The sequence below is a fragment of the Mesorhizobium sp. CO1-1-8 genome, from assembly GCF_020164875.1.
Lineage (GTDB): Bacteria > Pseudomonadota > Alphaproteobacteria > Rhizobiales > Rhizobiaceae > Mesorhizobium.
The window spans coordinates 1-15428 of record NZ_JAIUGZ010000003.1; the positions used below are offsets into that span (position 1 = coordinate 1).

Annotated in this window: 14 protein-coding genes and 1 pseudogene; 7 read left to right on the top strand and 8 right to left on the bottom strand. The window is 62.1% G+C overall.

Translation table 11 applies throughout. The features are described from left to right. The 5 genes from LB558_RS06455 to LB558_RS06475 all read right to left on the bottom strand — a co-directional run. The coding region (locus LB558_RS06455) for a dihydrolipoyl dehydrogenase family protein (RefSeq protein WP_224696764.1) at positions 1-983 on the bottom strand (983 nt) is incomplete at its 3' end. 4 nt (positions 984-987) lie between these two features. Further along, on the bottom strand, positions 988-2319 hold the full coding sequence (locus LB558_RS06460; RefSeq protein ID WP_224696765.1) for a dihydrolipoamide acetyltransferase family protein: 1332 nt from the start codon (positions 2317-2319) through the stop codon (positions 988-990). A gap of 1 nt (position 2320) precedes the next feature. Further along, positions 2321-3334: an alpha-ketoacid dehydrogenase subunit beta gene (locus LB558_RS06465; RefSeq protein WP_224696766.1), complete on the bottom strand. Its 1014-nt coding sequence runs from the start codon at positions 3332-3334 to the stop codon at positions 2321-2323. Between the two features lie 3 nt (positions 3335-3337). Next, the gene (locus tag LB558_RS06470; RefSeq protein WP_224696767.1) at positions 3338-4573 is read right to left on the bottom strand and encodes a 3-methyl-2-oxobutanoate dehydrogenase (2-methylpropanoyl-transferring) subunit alpha; all 1236 of its coding nucleotides are present in this window, start codon (positions 4571-4573) and stop codon (positions 3338-3340) included. A 65-nt stretch (positions 4574-4638) separates the two neighbouring features. Beyond that, positions 4639-4878, bottom strand: a complete 240-nt coding sequence (locus LB558_RS06475; RefSeq protein WP_224696768.1) for a hypothetical protein — start codon at positions 4876-4878, stop codon at positions 4639-4641. Positions 4879-5009: 131 nt separating this feature from the next. On the opposite strand from LB558_RS06475, the gene LB558_RS06480 reads away from it, so the two are divergent. From LB558_RS06480 to LB558_RS06490, 3 genes are all read left to right on the top strand, one after another. After that, a complete protein-coding gene (locus LB558_RS06480) occupies positions 5010-5477 on the top strand; it encodes an Lrp/AsnC family transcriptional regulator (protein WP_224696769.1) in 468 nt (155 codons plus the stop codon). Positions 5478-6026: 549 nt separating this feature from the next. Next, on the top strand, positions 6027-6731 hold the full coding sequence (locus LB558_RS06485; RefSeq protein ID WP_224696770.1) for an antitoxin Xre/MbcA/ParS toxin-binding domain-containing protein: 705 nt from the start codon (positions 6027-6029) through the stop codon (positions 6729-6731). Between the two features lie 417 nt (positions 6732-7148). Next, on the top strand, positions 7149-8264 hold the full coding sequence (locus LB558_RS06490) for a porin (RefSeq protein WP_224696771.1): 1116 nt from the start codon (positions 7149-7151) through the stop codon (positions 8262-8264). A 594-nt stretch (positions 8265-8858) separates the two neighbouring features. On the opposite strand, the gene LB558_RS06495 is transcribed toward LB558_RS06490, so the two are convergent. Then, positions 8859-9797: a LysR family transcriptional regulator gene (locus tag LB558_RS06495; RefSeq protein ID WP_224696772.1), complete on the bottom strand. Its 939-nt coding sequence runs from the start codon at positions 9795-9797 to the stop codon at positions 8859-8861. 55 nt (positions 9798-9852) lie between these two features. On the opposite strand from LB558_RS06495, the gene LB558_RS06500 reads away from it, so the two are divergent. The 4 genes from LB558_RS06500 to LB558_RS06515 are packed head-to-tail and all read left to right on the top strand — an operon-like array spanning position 9853 to position 13757. Then, a complete protein-coding gene (locus LB558_RS06500) occupies positions 9853-10995 on the top strand; it encodes an isobutyryl-CoA dehydrogenase (protein ID WP_224696773.1) in 1143 nt (380 codons plus the stop codon). Between the two features lie 13 nt (positions 10996-11008). Continuing rightward, positions 11009-12079 (top strand): enoyl-CoA hydratase/isomerase family protein, encoded by a 1071-nt coding sequence (locus LB558_RS06505; protein WP_224696774.1) that lies wholly within the window; start codon positions 11009-11011, stop codon positions 12077-12079. Positions 12080-12132: 53 nt separating this feature from the next. Beyond that, positions 12133-12984, top strand: a complete 852-nt coding sequence (gene mmsB / locus LB558_RS06510) for a 3-hydroxyisobutyrate dehydrogenase (protein ID WP_412033447.1) — start codon at positions 12133-12135, stop codon at positions 12982-12984. Further along, positions 12984-13757 (top strand): enoyl-CoA hydratase, encoded by a 774-nt coding sequence (locus tag LB558_RS06515; protein WP_224696776.1) that lies wholly within the window; start codon positions 12984-12986, stop codon positions 13755-13757. Before mmsB ends, LB558_RS06515 begins: the two co-directional genes overlap by 1 nt. A 10-nt stretch (positions 13758-13767) precedes the next feature. On the opposite strand, the pseudogene LB558_RS06520 reads toward LB558_RS06515, so the two are convergent. Beyond that, positions 13768-14156, bottom strand: a pseudogene (locus tag LB558_RS06520) (transposase); the annotation flags it as partial. A 37-nt stretch (positions 14157-14193) separates the two neighbouring features. Beyond that, positions 14194-15408: an NAD(P)/FAD-dependent oxidoreductase gene (locus LB558_RS06525; protein WP_224696777.1), complete on the bottom strand. Its 1215-nt coding sequence runs from the start codon at positions 15406-15408 to the stop codon at positions 14194-14196. Between the last annotated feature and the right edge of the window lie 20 nt (positions 15409-15428).

The window sequence follows — 15428 nt, forward strand, 5'->3', positions numbered from 1 at the left end:
TCGCCCTGCGCCATCGCCCGGTGCGCCAGCATCGGCTCGCCGGTGACGTCGCCGATGGCGAAGATGCCGCGCATCGAAGTGCGGCACTGGTCGTCGATGCGGAGGAATTTGCCCGCCATATCGAGCGAAAGCTCTTCAAGTCCCCAGCCCTCGGTGAGCGGCTTGCGGCCGACCGTCACCAGCACCTTGTCGGCCGGCAGGTGCATCTCCGCACCGTCGGCAGTTTCGAATAGCAAGGCATCGGCTTTGGTATCGAGGCCCTTTGCCTTCGCGCTGGTGAAGACCTCGACGCCGAGCGCCTTGAGTTTTCTGGCGACCGGCTTCGACAATTCTTCGTCGTATAGCGGCAAGATGCGGGGCAACGCCTCTACCACCGCCACCTTGGAGCCCAGTTTGGCAAAGGCGATGCCGAGTTCCAGCCCGATATAGCCACCTCCGACGACGGCGAACTGCCGCGGCACCTGGTCGAGCGAAAGCGCCTCGGTGGAGGATATGATAGAGCCGCCAAACGGCAGAAACGGAAGCTCGACCGGCACGGAGCCGGTGGCGATAACGATCGTCTCAGCGCGAATGACCTGCGGGCCAGTTTCAGTCTCGACCTCGACGGTCTTGCCGTTGCGAAACTTGGCCCGGCCCTGAACGGTCTTGACGCCCGCCTTCTTCAGGAGGCCAGCAACGCCGCTGGTGAGCCTGTCGACGATGCTGTCCTTCCACTTCACGGTGCGTTGGAGATCGAGCTTCGGTTCCGACACGGTAATGCCGAGCGGCGCTCCGCCGGCGGCGAAATGGCTGACTTTCTCGAATTCCTCTGCGGCATGGATGAAGGCCTTGGAGGGAATGCAGCCGACGGTAAGGCAGGTGCCTCCGGGCTTGCTCGCCTCGACGATAACGGTGTCGATACCGAGCTGCCCGGCGCGGATGGCGCAGACATAGCCGCCTGGGCCGGCACCGATGATGAGCAGTTTGCAGGAGATTTCCTTCATCGCATCAAGACTCCAACAAGATCAGCGCCGGCGTTTCGAGCAGCGCCTTTATCCGCTGCACGAACACCGCCGCGTCCCAGCCGTCGATGACGCGATGGTCGAAGCCCGACGACAGGTTCATCATCTTGCGCGGGATGAACTGGGTGCCGTCCCACACCGGCCGCACCATCATCTTGTTGACGCCGATGATCGCCACTTCCGGATGGTTGATGACCGGTGTCGTCGCCACGCCGCCCATGGCGCCGAGCGAGGTGATGGTGATGGTCGAGCCGGACAGTTCGTCGCGCGTCGCCGTGCCGGACTTGGCCGCTTCGGCCAGCCTGATGATTTCGGCGCCGCACTCCCAGATGTCGCGCGCCTCGGCATGCTTGACGACAGGTACCACCAGCCCCGACGGCGTCTGCGCGGCGATGCCGATATGGATGCCGCCATGCTGGTGGATGATGCCGGCCTCGTCGTCGAACAGCGAATTGAGATTGGGCTGGTCCGCTATCGCCTTGACCATCGCTCGCATCAGGAACGGCAGCAGCGTCAGCTTCGGCCGCTCCACGCCCGGCCGCTTTTCCTTGTTGAGCGCGGCGCGCAATTCCTCCAGCGCGGTGACGTCGATCTCCTCGACATAGGTGATGTGCGGGATGCGCGATTTGGACAGCGTCATCTTCTCGGCGATCTTGCGCCGCAACCCGACCACCTTGATGTCCTCAATCGTATCGTTGCGGGCCAGGCCGGATGTCCGGGCCGCCTGCGGTCCGCGTGCCAGGAACGCCTCGATATCCTCATGGCCGATGCGGCCGGCCGGACCGGTTCCCGCAACTTGCCTCAGATCGATACCAGCCTCCTTGGCCCGCAGCCGGACCGCCGGCGAGGCCAGCGGCTTTTCACCTTCGGGGCGTGGCGCGCCGGAGACGGACGGCCGTGCCGTGCCTTTCGAAACGACGGATGTTGGCGCCGGCTTCGCCTTCGGCTCGTCAGCCTTTGGTGGCGGCTTCGGCGCCGGCGGCGCGGCGGTCTCGGGCTTTGGCGTCGGGAGCTTTGCCGGAGGCTCGGTGGCCGCCGCTTCCGTCTCGCCGCCCTGCGGCTTTGCATTGCCCTCGCCCACCACCTTCAGCCGTACGATGGGCGAACCGATCGCCACCGTGTCGCCGATCTCGGCGCCCAGCCACAGGATTTCGCCGTCGACGGGCGACGGGATTTCAACCGTCGCCTTGTCGGTCATCACGGCGGCGAGCACGGTGTCCTCGCGCACGATGTCGCCGATCTTGACGTGCCACTCGACCAGCTCGGCCTCGGCGACGCCTTCGCCGACATCGGGCAGCTTGATGACGTGTTCGCCCATCTCAGGCTCCCATTGTTTCGAGCAGGGCCTGGCCGACGCGAGCGGGGCCGGGAAAATAGTCCCACTCCTGCGCATGCGGGTAGGGCGTGTCCCATCCCGCGACGCGGGCGACCGGAGCCTCGAGATGGTAGAAGCAGTGCTGCTGAACCAGCGCTGCCAGTTCCGCGCCGAAGCCGGAGGTGAGAGTCGCCTCATGCACCACCACGCAGCGCCCGGTCTTCTTCACCGATTCCATGATGGCGTCGAGGTCGAGCGGCAATAGCGTGCGCAGATCGATCACTTCAGCGTCGACACCGGTCTCCTCGGCGGCGGCCTGCGCGACATGAACCATCGTGCCGTAGGTTAGGATCGTAACCGCGCCGCCGGACCTGCGCACAACGGCCTTGCCGAGCGGCGCCGTGTAATGGCCGTCGGCGACCTCCCCGAGTTCATGCTTCGACCACGGCGTCACCGGCCGGTCGTGATGGCCGTCGAAGGGGCCGTTATATAGGCGCTTCGGCTCAAGGAAGATCACCGGATCGGGATCCTCGATGGCAGCAATCAGCAATCCCTTGGCGTCGTGCGGATTGGAGGGAACGACGACCTTGAGGCCTGAAACGTGGGTGAACAGCGCTTCCGGGCTCTGGCTATGCGTCTGAGCACCGAAAATTCCGCCACCGGTCGGCATCCGGACGACGATCGGGCAAGTGAACTCGCCAGCGGAGCGATAGCGCAGCCGCGCGGCCTCCGAGACGATCTGGTCGAAGGCGGGGTACATATAGTCGGCGAACTGGATTTCGAGACAAGGCTTCAGCCCATAGGCGGCCATGCCGATGCCGGCGCCCACGATGCCGAGCTCGCTGATCGGCGCATCGAAGCAGCGCGCTTTGCCATATTTCGCCTGGAGCCCTTGGGTGCAGCGGAAGACGCCGCCGAAATAGCCGACGTCCTGGCCGAAGACGACAACGGTTTTGTCGCGCTCCATCATGACATCCATGGCGCTGCGGATTGCCTCGATCATCGTCATGCGCGGCATGGTCTAGACCCCTGCCTGCTGCCGCTGCCGCCGCAGGTGGGGCGGCATAACAGCATAGACGTCTTCGAATATATCCCGGACCGACGGGCGCCGGCCGGTGTGGAGAGTGCCGATGGCCTCGGCTTCCTTTTGCGCGGCGATCACTTCCTCAAGAAACTCGGCCTCAGCCTGTACGTGCCGTTCCTCGGACCACGCTCCGAGGCGCACCAGATGTGTTTTCAGCCGCATGACGGGGTCGCCGAGGGGCCAGGCGCTGCCTTCGTCGCGGGGACGGTATGCGGACGGATCATCCGAGGTGCTGTGGCCGCCCGACCTGTAGGTGACGTATTCGACGAGTGTCGGACCGAGGTTCCTTCGGGCCCGTTCCGCAGCCCAATCCGCAGCGGCGCGAACAGCCAAATAGTCGTTGCCGTCGACCCGAAGCGACGGGATGTTGAAGCCGAGGCCGCGCGCGGCGAGCGTCTGCGCGTCGCCGCGCGCTATGCCCTGGAAGGTGGAGATCGCCCACTGGTTGTTGACTATGTTGAGCACCACCGGCGCTTTATAGGTCGATGCGAACACCAGCGCCGCGTGGAAGTCGCTTTCCGCGGTCGACCCATCGCCGATCCAGGCGGCAGCAATTTGCGTATCGCCGCTGATCGCCGAGGCCATAGCCCATCCCACCGCCTGGATATACTGAGTGGCGAGGTTGCCGGAGATCGAGAAGAAACCGTGTTCCTTCGACGAGTAGAACACCGGCAATTGCCTGCCACGGGCGCTGTCGCCGTCGTTTGAGTAGACTTGGCACATCATCGACACCATCGGATAGCCGCTGGCGATGAGCAGTCCTGCCTGCCGGTAGGTCGGGAAGTTCATGTCGCCAGGCAGCAAGGCGCCGCGAAAGGCGCAGCTTATCGCCTCCTCGCCCAAATGCTGCATATAGAACGAGGTCTTGCCCTGGCGTTGCGCGATCAACATGCGGGCATCGTACACGCGCAGTTTCATCATGTGGCGTAGGCCTGCCTGCAACTCCGCGACGGACAAGTCAGGCGTCCAAGGTCCCGTCGCGTCACCGGTATCGTCGAGGACGCGAACGATGGTGAATGCGAGATCGCGCATGTTCTCCGGGCGCTCGTCGACAGGCGGCCTCCGCACCGATCCCGCCTCCGGAACCTGCATCCCCGAAAAATCAGGCATATCACCCGGCCGGACGGAAGGTTCGGGAACGGTGAGTGAAAGATGCGTCGTTTGCGCGGCCATGGACCCCTCGGAATTCCGCCAAGACTCCGCACCGCCGGCGCCTTGCCTTGGTATTGGTTTCGTCATCAGATTTGGATCTGACCCTGCTGGAAAGCATGAACGCCCCGCAACTGGGCGATCCGGTCAGCGAAGGTGTCCGGCGAGAGAAGCCCAGCTGGCTCGAAAACCACCCTGATTTCCGACAGCCCGCGATTGCTGGGTTGCACGGACATGGACTCGAGTGAAAAGCCCATCCGTTCCAACTGACCCAGCATACGCGCTACGTGATCGAACGGGTCGCTCGATTGAAATTGGGCAAAAAGCATCCCTCACCTCTCCCTTAGAAGGATATGCCCACGTCAGCGAAATGTGCTTTCTAATTTTTCTTCGTCTGGGCTGGACTGCAGACGATCCTTTCGGCATTAAGGCTTTCAACGCGACACACTTTTGGACCCGCATGAAACCCCTCGACGCCATCGATCGCAAGATCCTAAAACTGCTGCTGAAAAACGCCCGCCTGTCCAATAACCAGATTGCGGAAAGCGTCGGTCTTTCGCCCAGTCCGTGTTGGCAACGGATCAGGCGGCTCGAAAGCGACGGCTTCATTACCCAATATGTCGCGATTCTCGACCAGCGCCTTCTGGGTGCGGCGGAAACTGTCATCATAGAGGTGACCCTAGATCGCCACGACGACGAAATACTCGAAAAATTCGGCCAGGCAATGGCATCGATGCCGGAAATTCTGGAGGTCTATCTCACCACGGGCGAGTACGACTATCTGCTGAAAGTGGCCGTCGACGGGACAGCGGGCTATGAAGAGTTTCTGCGCAAGAAGCTTTACAAGGTTCCGGGCATCCGCCATTCGCGGTCGAGTTTCACGCTGCGCTGCCTGAAGCGCGTTCATTCGATCCTTCCTGGAGAATAGAATATTGATAGAGTCGTGACCTTCCGCACTGTGGTCAATGTCCTTCGACAGGATGCGCGGGTCATCGCCAGTAGTGGAGAGCTCTTCGATGGCGCGCCATCGCTGACGCGCTTCGTCGGCCACGTGTTCGCGCAACCCCCGGATATCAGATCGCCGTTCGCACCCCTGATACGGTCCACATCCGCTTTGCCAACAAAAACCTCTACAGAACAATCGCTCGACCAACGACGAGACCAAGAAAGATCCTGCTGGTTTTACACGGAAAAGGCCCAAAGATAAAAAGCCAATTTCGAAGCTCCAAGCATACCATCACAACGACGTGAAAAGGATCACTGATGGTCAGTGCTTGGCGATGGCCAGGAGGACAATCGGTGCGCCCCTAGCACCCGAAATGTGGGTCAGCGTTTGGTCGACCGCGATGTGGCGCTCGCACCGCCCATCGTTTTAGCCACCAAGCCCCGCGTCTCTCGTGTCCAGACATGGCGTGGATTGTAGTTCGATCGCACAAGGAAATCAAAACGGGCTTATGCGCGGCAGGGGGTGCCACACATGACTAAATCATTCAGTTTTGGAAATGACGCGCGCCAAGATGAGCTCTCGAATCTGGTTGCCAAGGAAGTCGGGCGCATTCTCAGCCAGTGCGATGAGATCATTAAAGCACACAGTTCAGCCCCCTCGCGCATGGCGACCTGCAATCTTGTGGCCGCTGATCTGCCCTTGGCTACGCGCCAGCAGGCGATCCATTACGACTTGTCGGAACTGGCCTCCGAATTTGTCCATCGGCTCGCAACCCGGACCCGCCAGTTCGATGCCGGCTCGTCCGCCGCGGCTCTTTCTGTGGCGCAAGCGGAGTACGAACACCGGTGCACGGTTCCAAAAGCGCAGGATCAGCAACTCGGTTCCGTGCGAATCGAGGACTGGGCGGGGCAGGTTGCGGGGCCGACATATCTGGAAAGACACTTCGGCATACCGCGATCGACCCTACATTGGTGGCAACGGCACAATGACGTGATCGCCTTGCGGAAAGGCGCACGCAAGCATGTGTTCCCGCTCGACCAGTTCATCGACGGCAGACCGGCGCCGGGAATACGTCAGGTGCTTTCTTTCATCCCCAACCCAAGATTGGCCTGGGACTGGCTGACCCGCCCTTCGGCTCTGCTCGGCGGCCGTGTTCCCGTGGAGATGCTCCGGCATGATCTGACTGAAGACGTCATCTTGGCCGCACTAGATTTCTCCTCGATCAAGCCGAACTGACAAGATCGACCGCAAATCCATGCACCCGCTTAGGGCGGGCGGCAGCACCAATTTGTCGGATACCAACAAGCTGTCTTCGCATAGCTCGGCGGGGCTATGTAGAAACGATGCCGTTTCCCTAAACGTTTGTGCAAATTGTACGGTTTGTATAGTGTGTATAATTTGCGCTGTTAGTCCAACTTATGTTTGACCTTTTGTGACATTATCGCAACTTACATTCCATATGGTGAGAAAGATCGAGAGTTTTACGCTCGATACAGAAGTCATTATCTTGAACAATTTTGAATTGCGGGTAGCAGTAAAGCTACGAGAGAGCAGCGCGACGCGCGTCTTTTTCGTATGTGGGGACTGGGGGGATGCTGTCTTTCAGCCAGGATAAACCTGACCCTCTTTTTTATCTTTTGAGTGGAGATCAAAATGAACATCAAGAGCCTTCTTGTCGGCTCCGCTGCGGCTCTCGTCGCAGTTTCCGGTGCACGCGCTGCCGACGCCGGCGTCGTCGCCGAGCCGGAACCCGCCGAATACGTCAAGATCTGCGACGTCTACGGCGCCGGCTACTTCTACATTCCCGGCACCGAAACCTGCCTGCGCATCGGGGGCTATGTCCGCTACGACATCGGCGTCGGCGACCGCGAAGGCGTCCTGAATGCTCCGGATCATCTGAACCCCGGCGACCGTAACGACACCTTTTGGAAGCGCGCCCGCTTTAACCTGAAGACTTGGACCGGCCAGGAGACCGAGCTCGGCACTCTCAAGACCTACACCGAGACTCGCTTCAACTTCGGCAACGCGAAAGGCGACTATGCCGTTGCGGCCAATCCGGACGGCTGGCAGGCTGTCAACTCGGCCGTCACGCTGAACTTCGCCTGGATCCAGCTCGGTGGCCTGCGCGTCGGAAGGGACGATTCGACGTTCTCAAGCTTCCTAGGCTATGCCGCCAACGTCATCGACGACACCATCGTGCCTTACGGCGCGCTCGACACGAACCTGATCAGCTATTATTTCGACGCCGGCAATGGTCTCTCGGCCGTCGTCTCGTTCGAAGAAGGTGCTGGCGCCAACACCATCGACAGCTACGTTCCACACGTCGCCGGTGGCCTGAAGTATGCCCAGTCCTGGGGTTCGATCAGCGGCGTCGTCGGCTACGACAGCAACTACGAAGCCTTCACCGGCAAGGCCCGTATCGACGTTAAGGCATCCGATGCCCTATCGCTGTTCCTGATGGCCGGCTATGGCAACAAGGCCGACTTCTCCGACCCGAACAAAGGCGTCAACTTTTACAAGAACTGGCAGGGCAGCTGGGCGGTCTGGGGTGGTGGCACCTACACGCTGTCGCCGAAGACATCGCTCAACGCCCAGCTGTCTTATGACGCTGGCAAGACGTTCGCTGTCGCGGCAAACGTCTCCTATGAAATCGTCAAAGGCTTCAAGGTCATTGCCGAAGCCGATTATTTCAACAAGGCGTCCAGCAATTGGCACGCGGCTGCTACCGATGGCATCGGTGGCGTGCTGCGCTTCCAGCGCTCGTTCTAAGCAACCGGCTCACAGCGCCCGTGGTTCGCTGCGGGCGCTGACATATCCCCCGGAGCCAGCATTGGCCGGCGGGATATCCGGCGATCAATCGACGGTTCCTCCGGAGTGCTTTGGTCCGTACTCCCCGGACCGGACGATGCGAAGGGCGCCCTTGAGCAAAGGGCGCCCTTCATGGCATGCGCATGGGTGCAAGTCTCCCCGCTGCGATCCTGCGGCAACGGTTCGAGGGAGGGTTGAATCAGGAGCCGGCCGCCAGCACAGGCGAGCGCCGTCCAGCGGCCCTGAGCGGCCTGCATGTAATCCCTCCCGGCGCGATCTTTCTATCGAAGCCACTATCTGCTGATATGCGTTTGACGGCATCGCGCCAACGCCAATGCATGCGCGAGCAAAAGCGTGCAGCGATTCCGGCCAAGGCAAAGCATCACCAAAAAGCCGAAGCGCGACCCATGAATCGTGTTTGACGCGACGTGCCTGGCGAGGCGAACTGCTCGAACCCCGTCCGCGCGGGGAAGATAAGAGCATTGTCGCGAAACAGGACGGAATCTCCGCATCGGCAAACTGCCTGGATTGGCGCGGCTGTATCACGGACCAGGGTTACCCAGACGGCAGGAACAGATTTCTGACGCGATGCACGCGTTCGGCGATGAATTCCATCGTCGCCCTTATCCTGGCCAGATCGCGCATGTCGGAATGCACGATCATCCAGAAGGTGCGGGTGAGCCGTACGTCGTCAGGCAGCAGACGGATGAGCCGGCTGTCCAGGTGGGCTAGGAAACAGGGCAGCACGGCAATACAGGCGCCGGCTGCCGCGGCCTCCAGTTGCGCGATCAGGCTAGAACTGCGCAGACGTGGCGCAATGGCTTTGGAGATCGACGGGATATAATCCAGTTCGGGGGCAAAGATCAGGTCGTCGATATAGCTGATGAAAGGGTGGCGAGAAAGGTCCTCGACCTTTCCGACATCCGCGCGGATGGTGCCGATATCGCGGGCGGTGTAGATGCCGAGTTCGTAATCGGTCAGCTTGCGGGCGTAGAGCCGCCCATAGGACGGCTGGGAGAGGCCGATCGCGATGTCGGCCTCTCGCTTCGACAAACTGAAGCTTCTCGGCATCGCCACCAGCTCGATATCGAGGTTCGGGTGCAGGCCCGCCAACTCGCCGATGCGGGGCGCCAGGAACGATGTACCGAAGCCGTCGGGCGAGCCGATCCGCACCACCCCGGACACCTGCGTGTTCTCAGGCGCAACATCGTTCTGGATGCCAACGACGCTGCTCTCCATCTCCTCGGTCCGGGCGAGCAGCTTCTCTCCCTGCAGGGTAAGCGTATAGCCCGAAAGCTGCCGGTTGAAGAGTTTTGTGTCGAGCGACGCCTCGAGCGCGGAAATGCGCCGGCTAAGCGTCGAGTGGTCTATCTTCAGCCTGCGCGCGGCCGCGGTCAGCTTACCGGCTCGCGCGACGGCCAGGAAAGACCGCAGCAAATCCCAGTCAAACGCGTCCTCCATGTGAATTCCTGCACAACGATCGCGGAAAACCACCCGTATCGTGGTGCGTGATTTCGTGCAACCCTGGCCCTTGCCCGTGGGAGGATTCATGGATTTCAGTCTGAGCGATGAGCAGGAAGCCATCGTTGATATGGCGCGGACCTTTGCCGCCGATGAAATTGCCCCGCTGGCGATCGAGTGGGATCGCAACAAGCACTTTCCTGTCGACGTATTGCGCAAGGCCGGCACGCTCGGCATGGGCGGCATCTATGTGCGCGACGATGTCGGCGGCACAGGCCTCGGCCGCATCGAGTCGGTGCTGACGATCGAGGCGCTGGCCACGGGCTGTCCGTCCATCGCCGCCTATGTGTCGATCCACAACATGTGCGCCTGGATGATAGACCGCTTCGGCAATGACGAGCAGCGGCAGCAATGGCTGCCAGACATGGTCTCTATGGAGACGCTTGGCAGTTATTGCCTGACCGAGCCTGGCTCTGGCTCCGACGCCGCGGTGTTGAAGATGCGCGCGGTGCGCGACGGCGACCACTATGTCGTGACCGGAGCGAAACAGTTCATTTCGGGAGCGGGCGCGGCCGGCTTTTACATCGTCATGGTGCGCACGGGCGAAGACGGCCCCAAAGGCATTTCCACGCTGGTGATCCCGGCCGACACACCCGGCATGTCGTTCGGCGCCAACGAGTACAAGATGGGCTGGAACGCGCAGCCGACGCGGGCGCTCATCCTCGATGGCGCGCGCGTACCAGTGGCGAACCGGCTGGGCGCCGAGGGTGACGGTTTCAGGATCGCCATGGCCGGGCTCGACGGTGGCCGGCTGAACATTGCGGCAGCCTCGCTCGGCGGCGCGCAGGCGGCGTTCGACAAGGCACTGTCCTACATGCGGGAGCGGCGCGCCTTCGGCCGGGCACTCACCGATTTCCAAGCGCTGCAGTTCCGGCTCGCCGACATGGCCACCGATCTGGAGGCCGCGCGCACGTTCCTGTGGCGCGCCGCCTCGGCGCTGGAGGCAAAGACCGCCGATGCAACCAAACTTTGCGCCATGGCCAAGCGGTTGGTCACCGACCGTTGCTTCGAAGTCGCCAACCAGGCGCTGCAACTGCATGGCGGCTACGGCTACCTCGCCGAATACGGCGTTGAGAAGATCGTCCGCGACCTGCGGGTTCACCAGATCCTCGAAGGCACCAACGAGGTCATGCGGTTGATCATAGCCCGTTCGGTCATCGGCAAGAATTGACGGTGGAGCAGTAATGGGTACGTCAGAAATCGCGGCGGTAGAGCCGCAATTGATCGTCGAACGCGTCGGCTCGATCGGCCGGCTGCGGCTGAACCGGCCGAAGGCGTTGAACAGCCTGACGCTGGACATGGTGCGCCGCATGCGGAAGGCGCTGGACAACTTCGCGCAAGATCCGGCCGTGGCCGCAGTGCTGGTCAGCGGCGAAGGCGACCGTGGCCTGTGCGCCGGCGGCGATATCCGCGCCATCTACGAAAGCGGCCGCGCCGGCACCGATCTTGCCGTGACGTTCTGGCGGGAGGAGTTCGTTCTCAACGCCACCATCAGCCGTTTCCCAAAACCCTACATCGCCATCATCGACGGCATCGTCATGGGTGGAGGAGTCGGCGTTTCCGCGCATGGCAGCCATCGCATCGTGACGGAGCGAACGCGCCTCGCCCTACCCGAAACCGGGATCGGATATTTTCCGGACATCGGCGCAACGTGGCTGCTGTCGCGAGGGCCGGGCGACTTCGGAACCTATCTCGGCTTGACCGGAGAGCAGATCGGAGCAGCGGACGCGATCGAGGCCGGGCTTGCGGATGTCTTCGTGCCGAGCGCCGAACTTGCCGCTCTCGTCGACGCGCTCTCGGCCTTGCCGAGCGGCAGCGGGCAGGAAGAGATCGATACGGCATTGCAACGCTTCTCGCAGCCGTCGCCGCCTGCCGCCTCGAACCGCGCTGCAATCGACCGCCTGTTCGCTCATGACAGCCTCGAAGCGATCGTTGCCGCGCTGGACGCCGAAGACAGCGCGTTTGCGCATGGAACCCGCAGCGTGCTGCTTACCAAGTCGCCGCTCAGTCTCAAGCTCACCTTGCGTTTGCTGAGGCTCGGCCGCACCAGTTCCACGCTCAAAGCCTGCCTTGAGCGCGAGTTTGCCGCCGCCGGGAAAATCCTGTCCACGAGGGATTTCTACGAAGGCATAAGAGCAGCTGTCATCGACAAGGACCGCTCCCCGAACTGGTCGCCGGACAGCCTTGCCGCTGTCACCGATGACATGGTCGACGCGTATCTGGAACCATCCTTAACGCCGCTCTTTGCCGCATAGCACTCAGGGAGGAATATGTGACGGACACTATCGCATTCATCGGTTTGGGCAATATGGGCAGCCCGATGGCAGCCAATCTTGTCAAGGCCGGATACAATGTCCAGGGCTTCGACCTCGCAGCCGCATCGCGTGACACGGCCAGCGGTAACGGCGTGGCGGTCAGGAAGACGGTGGCCGACGCCCTCACCGGCGCCAGCGCCGTGGTCACCATGCTACCGGCCGGCAAGCACGTCATATCGGTCTGGACCGAGATCACCGGCCTGGTCGAAGCCGGCACGCTGCTGATCGACTGCTCGACCATCGATGTCGAAAGCGCACGCCGGGCGCATGCACTCGCCGCCAAGGCCGGCTCGATATCGCTCGACGCGCCGGTGTCCGGTGGTACGGGCGGCGCGGCTGCCGGCACGCTGACCTTCATGGCCGGCGGCGCGAAGGAGGCTTTCGACCGCGGCGAGGCGATCCTTCAGAAGATGGGCAAGCGCATCGTCCATTGCGGCGATGGCGGCTCCGGACAGGCCGCCAAGATCTGCAACAACATGATCCTCGGCATCACCATGGCGGGCGTCGGTGAAGCCTTCGTGCTGGCCGAGAAACTCGGCCTGTCGCATCAGGCGCTGTTCGACGTCGCGTCGACCTCGTCCGGCCAGTGCTGGTCGCTCACGACATACTGCCCCGTGCCGGGACCGGTGCCGACCTCGCCGGCCAACAACGATTACAAACCGGGCTTCGCCGCCGCACTGATGCTGAAGGATTTGAGGCTCGCGCAGGAAGCCGCCCTTGCCGCAGGCGCGACCACGCCGCTCGGCGCGCAGGCAGCCCAACTCTACGGCCTATTCGACAAGCTCGGCCATGGCGACGACGATTTCTCTGCCATCATCAAGTTCTTCCGGGAGGCGCAGGGCTGATGACGTACACGACGATCCTGGTCGAGACGCGAGGCAAGGTCGGGCTGATCACCCTGAACCGTCCGCAGGTGCTCAACGCGCTGAACTCCGAGGTTCTGACCGAACTGCTTTCGGCCGTGAAGGCATTCGATGCCGACACGGCCGTCGCCGCCATAGTCCTTACCGGCTCGCAAAAGGCTTTCGCCGCCGGCGCCGACATCAAGGAGATGCAGTGCAAATCGTACATGGACGTCTATCTCGGCGATCTTTTTTCGGGCTGGGATGACTTCGCCTGCACCCGCAAGCCGATTTTGGCGGCCGTTTCGGGCTACGCATTGGGCGGCGGTTGCGAACTGGCGATGATGTGCGACTTCATCATCGCCGCCGATAGCGCCAAATTCGGACAGCCGGAGATCACGCTCGGCGTGATGCCCGGCATGGGCGGATCGCAGCGGCTGACCCGGTTTGTCGGCAAATCCAAGGCGATGGACATGATTCTGACCGGCCGGATGATGGATGCGGCGGAAGCCGAGCGCTGCGGTCTCGTCTCGCGGGTGGTGCCGGCCGCCGACCTTCTGGAGGAGGCGCTGAAGGCGGCTGCGAGGATCGCGGATTTCTCGCTGCCTGCTGTCATGATGGCCAAAGAAGCCGTCAACCGCGCCTATGAGACGACGCTCACCGAAGGATTGCGCTTCGAGCGGCGTTTGTTCCACTCCATGTTCGCGCTGGACGATCAAAAGGCAGGGATGGCTGCCTTCCTGGAAAAGAAAAAACCCGATTTCAAGAACACTTAGCATCGCGTCACTCGATCGCCTCTCGAGCACCCGCCGCCGTCTTATGAACAGGCAAAATGTCTATGACGACGACGTCGCTCGGCGACAAAGTCGGGACCAGAACTTGTTCGACATAGGTGCGAAACACGTTGCCGGTCATGGCGCCGTCGTAGACGAAGGGCGCAGTCATGCCGGTCAGTCGCAACGCGCCAGTGAAGGTGGTGGTCTTCCAGTGGCCGTGAGGCACACCGGCTCGGCAGCGTTCGCCCGTAGCGCCCTTCCACGCAGGCGAGACATCTTGGTCGACAGCCCCGTCTCATCGATGAAGACGAGCATCGCCGGGTTGAGGTCGAGTTCACCGTCGAACCGGTCGCGCCACCGCTTCAAGATATCGGAACGGTGCTGCTCCAATGCCTGTGCGGGAACGTTCGTCGGATCAGCGTCAAATCCACTAGCGTCAACGGACCCCGCGATCGAGACCTTCGACGGCAATCGTGTCACCGCTGATCGCCCGAGCCAGCCTGTCGGCAGTTACCGGGCCTAGTGTGAAGCCCTGGTGTCCGTGACCGAAGTGAAGCCATAGGCCTGGATGACGGTCGGCTTGCCGCACCAGCGGCAGCATGCAAGGTAGAAACGGCCGCGTTCCCGACCATGGCGCCGCCTCTACGGGTTCGCCCAAATGCAACAATGACCTTGCCACGGTCTCGCCCCGCGCCAACTGGGGTGGATTGGCCTGAGGCGCGCCTGCGGACAAGTCTGCCGCCGTTGCGATTCGCAGACCGGCGAGCATCGGCGACAACACCACCGAATGATCGGCCAGCAGCATCGGGCGGCTAAGGCCATGATCGCCTGTATAATGGCGATGATATCCACGTTTGCGTACCATCGGTACGTGGTAGCCGAAGGTCTTGAGCAAATCGGGCGACCACGGTCCGAGAGCGACGACAACGAGTTCAGCGCTTTCGCCAGCGACTTGCCACCCTTTCCCTGCCTGTTTGAGCGAGAATGCGTCGCCGGTCACGAACCTGCCGCCCCTCTTTTCGAACAGCTTGGCGTAGGTGGCCACAAGTTCTCCGGGAGCGAGGCACGTCCATGGCGCGGTCCAGTGTATTGCTCCCGCCAGCGTGGCTCGAAGACCGGGTTCGGCGCGCGCGAGGGCCCGGGAATCGGCGACTTCGAATTCAACTCCGTATTGTCGTTTTCGCCGTTCCGCATCGTTTATTGCAACACTCAGTCCGGCTTCGGTGGTGTGAACCTCCCAATAGCCGTCCCGGCGGATCAGGTTTCCTGCTCCTGAGGCCTCGATCAAGGCGCTGTGACGCGGCACAGCCTCCAGAACAAGTTGGTGCCAGAGGGGGGTGACTCTTCGCAGGAAAGCCGGTGATGAGGAGCGCCAGTAGGAATAAAGTTCCGGACTCTGGCTTGCCAGCGAAGTCCAGCGCAGATCGACCGCGTTTCTCCAGCCCAATGCCATGCGCAGCAATGTCAGGGGGTTCGTGGGCAGCGAATAGGGTTCGACCGCCTCGGCCTGGATGATCCCAGCATTGCCGTAGCTGGTTTCGGAGCCCGGGGGCGACCAGTCGACGACTATGCACTCGTGTCCATGCTCCTGCAGTGCCAGAGCTGTACAGACGCCAACCATGCCTGCCCCAAGGACGACAATCTGCGCCATGCGCGCTCCTAACAATCGTG

Excerpts from the sequence above, each read along its gene's own strand:
- LB558_RS06515 (WP_224696776.1), top strand. The coding sequence starts at position 12,984 with ATGACGTACACGACGATCCTGGTCGAGACGCGAGGCAAGGTCGGGCTG.
- LB558_RS06505 (WP_224696774.1), top strand. The coding sequence starts at position 11,009 with ATGGGTACGTCAGAAATCGCGGCGGTAGAGCCGCAATTGATCGTCGAA.
- LB558_RS06500 (WP_224696773.1), top strand. The coding sequence starts at position 9,853 with ATGGATTTCAGTCTGAGCGATGAGCAGGAAGCCATCGTTGATATGGCG.
- LB558_RS06490 (WP_224696771.1), top strand. The coding sequence starts at position 7,149 with ATGAACATCAAGAGCCTTCTTGTCGGCTCCGCTGCGGCTCTCGTCGCA.
- LB558_RS06460 (WP_224696765.1), bottom strand. The coding sequence starts at position 2,319 with ATGGGCGAACACGTCATCAAGCTGCCCGATGTCGGCGAAGGCGTCGCC.
- LB558_RS06485 (WP_224696770.1), top strand. The coding sequence starts at position 6,027 with ATGACTAAATCATTCAGTTTTGGAAATGACGCGCGCCAAGATGAGCTC.
- LB558_RS06465 (WP_224696766.1), bottom strand. The coding sequence starts at position 3,334 with ATGCCGCGCATGACGATGATCGAGGCAATCCGCAGCGCCATGGATGTC.
- LB558_RS06525 (WP_224696777.1), bottom strand. The coding sequence starts at position 15,408 with ATGGCGCAGATTGTCGTCCTTGGGGCAGGCATGGTTGGCGTCTGTACA.
- mmsB (WP_412033447.1), top strand. The coding sequence starts at position 12,133 with ATGGGCAGCCCGATGGCAGCCAATCTTGTCAAGGCCGGATACAATGTC.
- LB558_RS06470 (WP_224696767.1), bottom strand. The coding sequence starts at position 4,573 with ATGGCCGCGCAAACGACGCATCTTTCACTCACCGTTCCCGAACCTTCC.
- LB558_RS06480 (WP_224696769.1), top strand. The coding sequence starts at position 5,010 with ATGAAACCCCTCGACGCCATCGATCGCAAGATCCTAAAACTGCTGCTG.
- LB558_RS06475 (WP_224696768.1), bottom strand. The coding sequence starts at position 4,878 with ATGCTTTTTGCCCAATTTCAATCGAGCGACCCGTTCGATCACGTAGCG.